Source organism: Oleiphilus sp. HI0117 (genome assembly GCF_001635235.1).
On the sequence record NZ_LWGA01000628.1, the window covers coordinates 1 to 11,396 of the forward strand.

Annotated in this window: 13 protein-coding genes; 9 read left to right on the forward strand and 4 right to left on the reverse strand. The window is 44.6% G+C overall.

What is annotated here, in order from left to right; all coding sequences use genetic code 11:
* The 4 genes from A3757_RS07315 to A3757_RS07330 all read right to left on the reverse strand — a co-directional run.
* Positions 1-1,077: isovaleryl-CoA dehydrogenase (locus A3757_RS07315; protein ID WP_068739376.1), on the reverse strand; the 1,077-nt coding region annotated here is incomplete at its 3' end.
* 39 nt (positions 1,078-1,116) lie between these two features.
* Positions 1,117-1,497, reverse strand: a complete 381-nt coding sequence (locus A3757_RS07320; protein WP_068511073.1) for a MerR family DNA-binding transcriptional regulator — start codon at positions 1,495-1,497, stop codon at positions 1,117-1,119.
* Between the two features lie 123 nt (positions 1,498-1,620).
* Positions 1,621-2,307: a transglutaminase-like cysteine peptidase gene (locus A3757_RS07325; RefSeq protein WP_082865153.1), complete on the reverse strand. Its 687-nt coding sequence runs from the start codon at positions 2,305-2,307 to the stop codon at positions 1,621-1,623.
* Between the two features lie 6 nt (positions 2,308-2,313).
* Positions 2,314-2,958, reverse strand: a complete 645-nt coding sequence (locus A3757_RS07330; protein ID WP_068511072.1) for a type II secretion system protein N — start codon at positions 2,956-2,958, stop codon at positions 2,314-2,316.
* A 504-nt stretch (positions 2,959-3,462) separates the two neighbouring features.
* Here A3757_RS07330 and gspE point away from each other — a divergent pair.
* The 9 genes from gspE to gspM all read left to right on the forward strand — a co-directional run bounded on the left by gspE (position 3,463) and on the right by gspM (position 11,392).
* Positions 3,463-4,947, forward strand: a complete 1,485-nt coding sequence (gene gspE / locus A3757_RS07335; protein ID WP_068511084.1) for a type II secretion system ATPase GspE — start codon at positions 3,463-3,465, stop codon at positions 4,945-4,947.
* A gap of 2 nt (positions 4,948-4,949) precedes the next feature.
* Positions 4,950-6,161, forward strand: coding sequence for a type II secretion system inner membrane protein GspF (gene gspF, locus A3757_RS07340; protein WP_068511069.1), 1,212 nt, complete (start codon positions 4,950-4,952; stop codon positions 6,159-6,161).
* 82 nt (positions 6,162-6,243) lie between these two features.
* Positions 6,244-6,681, forward strand: coding sequence for a type II secretion system major pseudopilin GspG (gspG, locus tag A3757_RS07345; protein ID WP_068511068.1), 438 nt, complete (start codon positions 6,244-6,246; stop codon positions 6,679-6,681).
* Positions 6,682-6,712: 31 nt separating this feature from the next.
* Positions 6,713-7,342 carry a type II secretion system minor pseudopilin GspH gene (gene gspH / locus A3757_RS07350; protein ID WP_068634235.1) on the forward strand — a complete coding sequence of 210 codons (630 nt, stop codon included), beginning with the start codon at positions 6,713-6,715 and terminating at the stop codon, positions 7,340-7,342.
* On the forward strand, positions 7,342-7,752 hold the full coding sequence (gspI, locus tag A3757_RS07355; RefSeq protein WP_068511063.1) for a type II secretion system minor pseudopilin GspI: 411 nt from the start codon (positions 7,342-7,344) through the stop codon (positions 7,750-7,752). The genes gspH and gspI overlap by 1 nt, the downstream gene beginning before the upstream one ends.
* Positions 7,752-8,483 (forward strand): type II secretion system minor pseudopilin GspJ, encoded by a 732-nt coding sequence (gspJ, locus tag A3757_RS07360; protein ID WP_068511061.1) that lies wholly within the window; start codon positions 7,752-7,754, stop codon positions 8,481-8,483. The genes gspI and gspJ overlap by 1 nt, the downstream gene beginning before the upstream one ends.
* Entirely contained in the window at positions 8,483-9,499 is a 1,017-nt protein-coding gene (gene gspK / locus A3757_RS07365) for a type II secretion system minor pseudopilin GspK (RefSeq protein WP_068511059.1), read from the forward strand. Before gspJ ends, gspK begins: the two co-directional genes overlap by 1 nt.
* Before the next feature lie 40 nt (positions 9,500-9,539).
* A complete protein-coding gene (gene gspL, locus A3757_RS07370; protein ID WP_068511057.1) occupies positions 9,540-10,844 on the forward strand; it encodes a type II secretion system protein GspL in 1,305 nt (434 codons plus the stop codon).
* Between the two features lie 26 nt (positions 10,845-10,870).
* Positions 10,871-11,392 (forward strand): type II secretion system protein GspM, encoded by a 522-nt coding sequence (gspM, locus tag A3757_RS07375; RefSeq protein ID WP_068511054.1) that lies wholly within the window; start codon positions 10,871-10,873, stop codon positions 11,390-11,392.
* Positions 11,393-11,396: the final 4 nt, after the last annotated feature.

The window sequence follows — 11,396 nt, forward strand, 5'->3', positions numbered from 1 at the left end:
CGCATCTCGTAATAGGCGCCCAGCAGGGAACTCGTTAATGTAGCCATTGCCGCCAAGTATTTGGATTGCCTCCAAGGCCATTTTAGTTGCTGCTTCAGCGCTGTATAGAATGATACCGGCCGCATCTTTACGGGTGGTCTCACCTCGGTCACAGGCTTTAGCAACGGCGTATAAGTAGGCGCGGCTGGCATTGAGTGCTGTGTACATATCAGCCATCTTCCCCTGGATTAACTGGAACTCGCCGATCGACTGATTAAACTGTTTGCGTTCGTGGATATAAGGTATAACCAGGTCGAGGCAAGATTGCATAATGCCCGTTGGCCCACCTGATAGCACGACACGTTCATAATCGAGGCCGCTCATTAGTACTTTAACGCCCGCATTTTCAAGACCAAGAACATTTTCAACAGGGACTTCGACATCTTGAAATACCAGTTCGCAGGTGTTTGAACCGCGCATACCCAGCTTGTCTAGCTTAGGAGACCGACTAAAGCCCTTCCAGTCACGCTCGACGACAAAGGCAGTTATACCGTGCGGGCCTTTCTCTGGCGCCGTTTTAGCGTAAATGACATAGGTGTTAGCGTCGGGCCCGTTGGTAATCCACATCTTGCTACCGTTGAGAACATAATGGTCACCGCGTTTTTCGGCTTTAAGTTTCATGCTCACAACGTCACTACCAGCGTTCGGCTCACTCATTGCGAGTGCACCAATGTGCTCACCCGAAATAAGCTTCGGTAAATACTTTTCTTTTTGTTCTTGGCTACCGTTACGGTTGATTTGGTTAACACATAAATTTGAATGAGCGCCATAACTAAGGCCAATCGATGCGCTGCCGCGGCTGATCTCTTCCATTGCCAGTACATGAGCAAGGTAGCCCATGTTTGTGCCGCCAAACTCTTCCGGTACGGTCATGCCCAATAGACCCATTTCACCAAGTTTAGGCCAAAGCTCGTTAGGGAACTCGTTATCACTATCGGTCTTTGCAGCGATGGGCGTAATCTCACTTGCGACGAAGTTAGAGACCTGGTCTCTGAGCATGTCATTGGTTTCACACAAATCAAAATTTAGTAATTGCATGGTTGGCCTCACATTTCTATTTATTCGGTAAGAGATTGTTTATGTCTTTTGTTTATTTATCGCGTCTATGCACCGAGACTCGGCTTCATCAAGTTCGAGCTGCATAACACGAATATCTTCAACCTGTTGCTTTAAGACTTGTCTGCGCTCATTAATTTTATCGAGCAGGCGTCGTAATTGAACTTGGTTTGCACCACTTGGGTCGTACAACTGAATGAGTTCTTTTGACTCGGCAAGCGATAAACCAAGGCGTTTGCCTCGAATAATCAGTTTTAGTGTGACTCTGTCGGCATCTGAATAAATTCGCGTTTGTCCCTTTCGGGTAGGGTGCAGAAGTCCCTCTGCTTCATAAAAGCGTATGGTTCTGGTGGTGACATCGAACTCGCGAGACAGTTCGCTAATGCTGAATTGTTGGCTCATTCTATCAACCCTTTTTGGCCAATTTACTTTAGCTATCATGATATACTTACGTTGACGTTAACGTCAACATTGTGTGGTCTAGTGACAAAATTGTGTTGTGGTGGGTTAAAGGGTGGGTGATGCTTATTTCAGTAACTTATAATGTCTGTTCAATAGCTCTACCCAGCTTTCCAGCTTATCTGCATTGCCAATGCGTTTACCTTCCTGACCTCTAATCTTCGAAAGCCATAAGCCTTCACCGTTGAAGCTGTATACAGGTGCCAGGTCGGTACGTTGGCCTGCTGGTTTTATTTCATTAATCAGGTTGTCGAGAATGAGGGGTTCAGCGTCTGGAGTCGGGTAATAGGCGAGGACCATGTGAGCCTGGTTCAGCTCAAGCGCTTTGACGTAGGTGATTTTTATCATGTCATCAGGGATTCCCATTTCCCGAAGCGTAAAGTACTTTGCAATTGAGAAGTCCTCACAGTCGCCAGCATTGGTTGCCAAAAACTCTAATGGCGTTGCCCAATAATCTTCCTTATTCCATTGTTCTTGATCGGATACGAACTTCACTCTATTAAAGAACTGGTTTACAAGTTTTAGCTTTTGTTGATGGGTAATGTTTTGTTTGTAATTAGCGATTCTTTCCCATTGCTGGAGTCGGCTAACAGCGTCCTGGCCGAAGCGCTGGTCAATAAAATCGAGAACTTTAGAGTTAAGGTCTAGGGCTGAGGCGCAGGTCGTAATAAAAAAAATTATGACAACCCGCTTGTAAATCGGGGTCCTTAAAAGAGTGAGGCCTAAGCAATAGCTATTGAATATCGGAGTCATTGTGACTTATTGGTTTACTCTATTTTTAAGCATTCGCTTCCGAAGTTTGCTTAAACGGTCTTTTATGCCCTGCGTTCTGCCCGGGTTTGCTGCGCGAGTTGTAATGATGGGGTTGTTTTCGGTGTTCTCTGTTTCCTCAATTTCAGGATCATCCACTGGCTCATAGCTTTCAAAGCCAATAGGGCGCTGTTCGACAAATACCAGGTTTTCTAATCGCCCAGAGCGTTCTAATACGACACGATCTGGATAAACTTGTTTAAGTGTTGCACCGCCCGGCAGTTCGTCATTTATTCGATAGTTTAAGGTTTGTTTATCTGGTCCTTGGATAAGGGCGCTGGCATTGTCAGTATTACCGCTTGCCATGACGCCCGTAAGCAGAAGTTTTAGGCTAGTTTTTGGGAGGTCTTTGGCGACTGGTTTTGGTTTGCTTATGGCCTTGTTAACGTCGCCAAACAGGCTGAACTTGGAGATGTTGTGAGTTTTTTGCGGCTTGTTAGTATTTGTTTGCGCGACACTGCTAGAGGGGGTTGTAGGCTTAAGATCTTTTTTAAGGTCTTGGATGAAAATAGGGGCTAGTTGTATATAAATACTTCCGCAAATAAGTGCGCATAATGCGAGCGCTGATATTAAGGGAAGCCGGTTAAACAACATGTTAATAAACCTGGATTAGTCGTCGCTGTCACAGTTTCGCAATGTTTCAGCCGTGATCATTTATATTTATGTCTTAGCCATTATAGTAGCACAAGATCTAGCTTTGCTTATGTAAGAGTCTTCAAAAAATGGTTTTACTGTAGCGCTTTTTTTATGGGGTTCTGTCAGGGTATTTTGGTATTTCATAGGACTTAATTTTGCTTATCCTGACAAAATATATGAATTAGTTAATAAAGTGCGTGTTTTTGCGTTTATATTAGTCTTACGATGTTTTAATGTAATCGTCTATTGTTTATAAGATTAAGACAATACAATGCTCGTCTTACTTAAGTTAAATGCTTAATTTAGCTTGCTCGTGGGATTATGAATAATACTAACCTGGCGGACCGAATTTAAGGGGTTACCGTGATAGAAGAGTCTCAACATAATAGTGCTGATGCAGCGGATATTCCGACTTTAGAAGAGTCCGGCACCGCATCCGGCTCTGTTGAAGATACTGGTTTAATGCTTCCATTTGAGCGGTTGCCATTCTCCTTTGCTAAGAAGCAAGGGATAGTATTGTTGAAAAATCAAAATAACGAGTATGAGATTCTTTATCGGGCGGGTCTTAGCTCCCAGGCTTTTGCAGAAGTAAACCGTCTAACTTTTGGTGAGGTTCCTTTTCAACAAGTTGATGAGGCAGAGTTCGACGAAGCTTTAGGGCTTGCTTACCAAAATGACTCTGCTGAAGCAATGCAGATGGTCGAAGGTCTGGGCGACGATATGGATCTGGCCAGCTTGGCAAACTCGGTTCCAGAGACCGAGGACTTATTAGAGCAAGAAGATGATGCGCCGATCATCAGACTAATTAATGCTATTTTGACCGAAGCAGTAAAAAATGATGCTTCAGATGTGCATATAGAAACATTTGAAAAACAGCTTGTCGTTCGCTTTAGAGTGGATGGAGTCTTGCGAGAAATCGTTAAACCCAAGCGCGCACTAGCGCCTTTGCTGGTGTCTCGTATCAAGGTTATGGCAAAACTCGATATTGCTGAAAAGCGTGTACCTCAAGATGGTCGAATTTCATTGCGTGTTGGTGGCAGAGAAGTGGATATCCGTGTATCGACAATGCCTTCAGCGAACGGAGAGAGAATCGTACTTCGTTTACTTGATAAGAACGCAGGGCGTTTGTCTCTCGATATCCTAGGAACATCGGAGCGTGACTCAGATGTTTTAAAAAGTATTCTGGCGAGGCCCCATGGCATATTACTGGTTACCGGGCCAACCGGTTCTGGTAAGACCACTACGTTGTACGCGGGTCTATCTCATATTAATGACCGCAGCCGTAACATTCTGACGGTTGAAGACCCTATAGAATACAACTTGCCAGGTATTGGGCAGACCCAGGTTAATACTAAAGTGGATATGACTTTCGCCCGAGGCCTTAGAGCGATCCTTCGTCAAGACCCTGATGTGGTAATGATTGGTGAGATCCGTGATATCGAAACAGCTGAAATTGCGGTTCAAGCCAGTTTGACCGGCCACATGGTGCTATCAACCTTGCATACTAATAGTGCCGTTGGCTCTATCACCCGATTGATGGATATGGGGGTTGAGCCTTTCCTGATTAGCTCGAGCCTTGTTGGTATTATGGCACAGCGCTTGGTTCGTGTTCTGTGTACCTCCTGTCGTCAACCCTACGAGCCTGATGACAGCGAATGCGAATTTCTGCATATAGAGCACGGGCCTGGCCAATCGAAACCTCCTATCTACAAAGCAAAAGGTTGCCCAGAGTGTAATCATCTTGGTTATAAGGGCCGTATTGGTATCTACGAACTTGTGCAAATAGATGAACAGATGCGTGAGCTTATTCATAGCAAAGCCGGTGAGCTAGAGCTTGAAACTTATGCACGTAAGTGTGGTCCAAGCATACATGATGATGGTATTCAGAAGGTGTTGGCTGGCGTTACCACGATTGAAGAAGTGGTAAGGGTGACCCATCGGGGATAGTCATGGCTGCATTTGAGTACAAGGCGCTTGACCAAAAGGGCAAGCAAAAAAAAGGTGTAATAGAGGCGGACAGCGCTCGGCAGGTTCGACAGCAACTGCGCGAAAAAGGTTTAGCTCCGCTTGAAGTTGAACAAAGTTCTGAGAAAAAGAGCAATAGCGGTGGCGGTTCCTCAAGGCGTAGGTTGAGTGTCAAAGAGCTGTCGTTACTTACCCGTCAGATCGCTACGTTGATTCAGTCAGGTATTCCTATTGAAGAGACGCTTAGTGCGGTGGCTAGTCAAAGCGAGAAAACAAACGTTCGTAGTATGTTGCTGGCGGTTAGAGCAAAAGTACTAGAAGGTTATACGCTTGCCGATAGCCTTGCTGAATTCCCGGCTGCTTTCCCTAATCTTTATCGCTCTACGGTTGCTGCAGGCGAGCATGCCGGTCACCTTGACCTGGTGCTTAACCGGCTGGCCGATTATACCGAAGCACGTCAACAAGCACGCCAAAAGATACAGCTGGCTGCGATATACCCTGTAATACTTTGCTTCGTTGCTGTTTCAATCGTTGTATTTCTATTGACCTATGTTGTGCCAGATATCATTGAGGTGTTCGTTAACAACGGACAAGACCTACCATCACTGACTCAGGGCCTTTTAGCCGTGAGCGATTTCTTGGGTGACTGGGGTTTGCTGATACTCATTATCCTTATCTTGGCCGGTATGGGCTTTAAGGTCATGCTAAAGAAAGATGGCTTCCGCTTTGCGTATCATAAGCGCTTGTTAGGTATGCCATTTATTCAAAAGATTTCGAGGGGCTCCAATACCTCTCAATTTGCTAGTACGCTTAGTATCCTTAATAGTAGCGGCGTGCCTTTAGTTGATGCGATGCGCATATCTTCCGAGGTCTTAACAAACGATTGCCTCAAAGCATCCTTAGCTGAAGCAGCGCAGAAAGTGAGTGAAGGTGCAAACTTGCACAATTCTCTTGAGCAAACAGGCTACTTTCCACCAATGATGATTCATATGATCGCCAGCGGCGAGTCTAGTGGCGAGTTGGATGAAATGCTTGAAAGAACAGCACGGCATCAGGAAAGCGATCTGCAAGGACTAATCGAAACAATCGTTGGTTTGTTTGAACCGCTCATGTTGCTCTTTATGGGCGGCGTGGTTTTGGTCATTGTCTTGGCGATTATGTTGCCTATATTGAATATGAGTAATTTGGTTGCATAGATTTTGGTATAAAATCGTCGGCCACTTTGGTTGTGCAGTTATCACAAGAAATTATAAATACCTACTTAGATAAGGAAGTAAGATGAAACGTTCACATGTTAAGCAATCCGGTTTCACGCTAATCGAGATAATGGTGGTCATGGTGATCCTAGGTCTTTTAGTGGCGGTTGTGGCACCCAATATTCTTGGCCGAGGCGAAGAAGCCAGAATTGGCGTCGCTAAAACCCAGATCCGTAATATTGGTAATGCTTTAGATATGTATAAGCTAGATAACTTCTCTTACCCAAGTACGGAACAAGGTTTGGAGGCACTAGTTAATAAACCTTCCGGTTCACCAGAAGCAAAAAACTGGAGCAAGGATGGTTACCTTCCAAATGTTCCAATCGACCCATGGAAGAATGAGTATCAATATGTCAGCCCAGGTTCTGAAGGCCCTTATGATTTGTACTCTTTTGGTCCCGATGGGCGTGAAGGTGGTACAGATGGTGGTGAAGATATCAGCAATCACGATATGAATTAATCAGACGGCGTGATGGAAGAGTAAACATTATATGCTTCCCCTTAAGGGAATGTTCGCTAGGGTTAGGCCAGTGATCGGGTCTAAAACCTCAACCGTTAGCGGTCGTGGTTTTACTTTGATTGAGTTGCTGGTTGTTCTGGTTTTGCTTGGTTTAATCTCGTCTCTCGCCTTAATGACGGTTGGCGGTGGTAATCAGACGCGCGAAATGATCAACGAGGTAACTCGTATGCAAGCCTTGCTTCGTCTTGCTGCCGATGAGGCTATTTACTCCAATGAAGAAATTGGCGTATTGATTGAGGATGAAGGCTACGAATTTCTGGTTTGGGACGAAGAAGCTTCAAAGTGGGAAAGCTCTACTAAGCAAGCCTTACGACCCCGAAGTTTGCCCGAGTGGTTAACATTAGACTTTCAGCGGGAAGGGAAAGGGCGCGAAATCCTCGGCACCTCTGTATCAGGCGAGTATATCGGCAACACTGACACTCTGGAAATTGAAGAATCCTCAAAAAAACCTAGTTTTATGCTGCTATCCAGTGGTGAAGTTGATCAGTTTGTTATTGGTGTTCAACTCATGGGCGACAGCGATAGCCGGATCGAAATCAAGACTGATGAGCAAGGTGAGATTGTTGTACCCTTCCTGCAACAGGATGAGGATGCAGGCTAATGCATAGGTCTATCAGGCAACGTAATCTTTCTAAGATAACCAAGCATGCGGGCTTCACACTTTTAGAAGTAATGATGGCTATGCTGGTCTTCGTCTCGGTAGCCATGATTCAACAAGAGGTGACGGCATCAACCGTTAGCCAATATTTTAACGTAAGGCATAAGATAGTTGCTTCTTGGATTGCGGAAAATAAGATCACAGAGCTTCAGCTTTCAAAATCACTGCCTGCAATTAAAGAATATAAAGAAGAGATCGAGTTTGCGAATCAAGAATGGCAGGTGGTTTCTAAGGTTAGCAAAACAGCAAATGCCGATATCAACAAGCTCGACGTAGATGTCTATCTTATCGATGAGCAGAGTGGCGATAAGAGCAAAAAACTAACACTTTCCAGTATGTTAGGGCGCTACTAATGCTGGATTCCACCAAAATCAAGCAAGCCCTTGCATCTCAACAAGGCTTCACATTGCTAGAAGTCCTTATCGCGATAGGTATTACTGCATTAATTGGTTTGGGCGCCTGGCAGGTATTGAACTCAGCGATCACAAGTAGTGATCGTACTCAGGTTCATCTCGAAGAGCTGAATCAAATTCAAAAAGCAATGCTGATCGTTAAGCGCGACCTTTCGCAAGTCATTGGTCGTTCGATACGAGACGAGTATGGCGACTATCAAAACGCACTGGATAGCAGCTCTGATTTTTATAAAATCCAATTTAGCCGAGTAGGCTGGCGTAATCCTTTAGACGATAAGCGTTCCGAGATTCAACGTGTCGCCTACGAGCTGGATAGTGAAAAGCTTGTAAGGCACTACTGGACAGCGCTTGATCAGACTCAGGACAGTGAAAGCATTCGAAAGACTCTCTTAAACGATATTGAATCTCTTGATTTTCGTTTTTTGAATGAGAGCGATGCATGGGTGGGTAAGTGGCCTGTTGAATCGCTTGACAGCGAGACCACTTCACCTGACCCGCGTCAAACAAACAACAGCTTACCCAAGGCAATTGAAATCGAAATAGCACATAAACGCTTCGGCAAGGTGAAGCGCTTGTTTGAGGTAGGGAGCTATTTTTCCGGCAAAGAGCTTGAATTAAGTGGCGGCGCATCTTCAGATAACGGTCTTGATGGCCAGAAGGCTAAAGACTGATGCCTCTGCTATATAGAACATACGGTATTCAGTACCCATGCTCAGTTAAAAAACAGGGCGGGGTCGCCTTGATGATTGTCATCTTTGTTTTCGCATTAGTTTCTATACTGTCTGTCGGTATGTACAACAGACAGAGTATTTTTGTTCAGCAGGCCGGTAATTTATTTGCCCAGTCTCAAGCGTATCAATACGCGATTGGCTCCGAGTTATATGCAAAGTGGTGGCTAAAAGATGATTGGGATAATGATAAAGATGTAGAAAAAGAATTCTATGATGACCTAGCCTTTCTTGAGTCCTCTTTAACAAGACCCTATGAAGGTGCAATTGTTTCGTCACAGTTTAATGATGTTCAAGGGAAGCTGAATCTAAATGACCTAGTCAGTGTGACAGGGGAAGTTATCCCTGTAATGAAGGAACGCTTCACTCGTTTATTTAATCGTTTGGCGATCGAAACGGTAAAGCTTGAGCAAATTATTGACTGGCTTGATGAAAATCAGGACTCAAGTGGTTTTGATGGGGCGGAAGATGGCGAGTATTTGTCCTTAGACCCTCCTTATAGAAATGCTGGCCAGCCTATGCTCGATATATCAGAATTACGATTACTTCCCACAATCAGTAATGAAGACTTCAAAAAACTATTAGAGCATGTCACTGTATTGCCTCAGGGTTGGGCTCCCGTTAATGTAAATACTGCAACAGCGGAAGTTTTACAGAGTTTAAGTGAAACCCTTACTGATGCCCAGGCAGATAGCTTGGTAGAAGCTCGTCAGGATAAGGCCTGGAAGAATATTGACGAGTTTAAGGCTGAGACTTTAGTTGCGGATGGAAAAATAAACTTTAATTACATCGGGGTTCGATCTGACTTTTACGAGTTAGCGACCGAAGTGACACTTTCCGAGCGCACGGTCAGGTTAAGAAGTGTACTCTATCGGAGTAACGAAGACGGGTCTTTACAGGTTCTTAGTCGTAACCAGGGCCAAAAATATTTAATTACCAAAGAGCAAGTGGCGCTATAATAAAACGATTAGCGTCGTTCAAAACAGATAGAGTAAACTCATGCCAAATACATTGTTTGTAAGGCCACATAAAGTACATCAGGTAGAAGGAGCGTTATATGAATGGGCGCTCTATGATATTGCTGGTGAGCAACTTAAATATGGCGCGCGTTCGAGTCTGGAAATAATCGATCAGACCTTAATGCAGAATGGTATCGAGAATGTTGAACTGATTGCGCTTTGGCCTTCTTCAGCCGCCTTTGTAAGCGAAGTGAGTCTGCCAGGAGGTCAGGCTCGTTACCTGCAGCAAGCGCTACCCTTTGCAGTAGAAGAGCAGGTTGCGCAAGATATTGAGCAAATACATATTTGTTTGGGGCCAAAAAGCAAACGAGGCGCTTACTCGGTCATTAATATCGACCACTCTTTGTTCGAGTCAAATTTTCAGTCTTTTAATAGCGAAATGGCCGATATTCCTTTAGCTGGCGTGTATCTCGATGCGCAGTGTCTGCCTATTGCTGAAGATGACCTTAGTCTTTGTTTGTCTAGCGGCTCAGTAATCGTTCGTTCTCTCGAAGGAAAGATGATTTCCTTAAAGCCTGATAACCTCATTCCATATTTAGACAGTGTTTTTCTTGCGCCAAGTGAAGATGAGGAAGCACGCGAGCTTTCGATGAAGGTTTGGGTTGCAGCTGACTATATGGAAGCGGCTAAGATGTTGCTTGCTCAAATAGAGCAGTACCCACACCTGTCTATCTCAGTTGAGCAGTTTGGTTTAAGTGAATTTGAATTCCTATGTGAGTGCTATACACGTAATAAAACAACCCTGACAAATTTGTGCCAAGGCGATTTTGTGATTGCTCGTCAGTCTAGCGGGTCCTGGCATCGCTGGAGAGCTGTTGCAGCACTTGCTGGACTTGGGTTTTTACTGCAATTCGGCGTGTTTATTGGCCAGGGTATGTACTTTGAAGGGCAGGCTGATTCCGCTGGCCAAAGCGCATTAACAGCCTACCAAAAAATAGTACCCAACTCGAAACGGACAACACTTGGCAAATTGCCGCGTATTATCAAGGGTAAGCTTAACCAGCAGCGCCAGGGCGGTAGTAGTGTCGATGTCGGTTTTCTCCATTTATTAGGAGAGGCGGGGTATCAGTTTGATCGAAGCAAATTTAAAGGCCAGCTTCAATTTAAAAGCATTAACTATAATCAGCAGCGTGCTGAGTTAGTCTTAGAAATGCAGGCTCAAAGCTTTGATCAGTTAGAGAGTTTAAAAAATGCCATCGTTAGTGCTGGCCTAACGGCGAAGATCAGTTCCGCTGTTCAAGAAAAAGAATATTTTCGCGGCCGTATTAGTGTCGGCGGTGCTTAGTTTAGGTAGTTAAGAGAGATATTGAGATGTTAGAAGCTTTAAAACAGAACTCTGCGCTACTGAATATGCGCAAACAGTATGAGATGCTATCGGCACGTGACCGTTTGGCTCTTAAAGTGCTGCTTGTAGCTCTGAGCTTGGTTATTCTGATCTTTGGCTTAATGAAGCCAGCTTATGAATACAAAAAACAAGCCGAGGCAAAGCTTGAGCAAAATCAGCAATTGCTAGCCTTGGTAAACCAGAATAAAGCCGCACTGAGAAGTCTTGGTCAAAACAATCAAGGCAGTGCTTCCAAAAAAGCATTGAATAGCCAGCAGCTGGTTTCATCGGTTACTAATCTTGCAAAGCAACAGAAAGTGGCACTTAAGCGCTTCGAGCCAAGCGGCGACAATAAGCTAAAAGTTTGGGTGGATGACGCCTCTTTCGATAAGGTAATTTCTTGGTTAAGTCGCTTGAAAAGCTCATTAGGTGTGCGAGTCGAGCAGATTTCCATTGATAAAGATGATGCACCAGGGAAGATCAGCGCCAGAATGACATTGTCTTCATAAGTCT

Coding starts and splice junctions, on each gene's coding strand:
- gspK (WP_068511059.1), top strand. CDS start 8,483: ATGCCTCTGCTATATAGAACATACGGTATTCAGTACCCATGCTCAGTT.
- A3757_RS07330 (WP_068511072.1), bottom strand. CDS start 2,958: ATGTTGTTTAACCGGCTTCCCTTAATATCAGCGCTCGCATTATGCGCA.
- gspL (WP_068511057.1), top strand. CDS start 9,540: ATGCCAAATACATTGTTTGTAAGGCCACATAAAGTACATCAGGTAGAA.
- A3757_RS07325 (WP_082865153.1), bottom strand. CDS start 2,307: ATGACTCCGATATTCAATAGCTATTGCTTAGGCCTCACTCTTTTAAGG.
- gspM (WP_068511054.1), top strand. CDS start 10,871: ATGTTAGAAGCTTTAAAACAGAACTCTGCGCTACTGAATATGCGCAAA.
- gspJ (WP_068511061.1), top strand. CDS start 7,752: ATGCTGGATTCCACCAAAATCAAGCAAGCCCTTGCATCTCAACAAGGC.
- gspI (WP_068511063.1), top strand. CDS start 7,342: ATGCATAGGTCTATCAGGCAACGTAATCTTTCTAAGATAACCAAGCAT.
- gspE (WP_068511084.1), top strand. CDS start 3,463: ATGCTTCCATTTGAGCGGTTGCCATTCTCCTTTGCTAAGAAGCAAGGG.
- gspG (WP_068511068.1), top strand. CDS start 6,244: ATGAAACGTTCACATGTTAAGCAATCCGGTTTCACGCTAATCGAGATA.
- gspH (WP_068634235.1), top strand. CDS start 6,713: ATGCTTCCCCTTAAGGGAATGTTCGCTAGGGTTAGGCCAGTGATCGGG.
- A3757_RS07320 (WP_068511073.1), bottom strand. CDS start 1,497: ATGAGCCAACAATTCAGCATTAGCGAACTGTCTCGCGAGTTCGATGTC.
- gspF (WP_068511069.1), top strand. CDS start 4,950: ATGGCTGCATTTGAGTACAAGGCGCTTGACCAAAAGGGCAAGCAAAAA.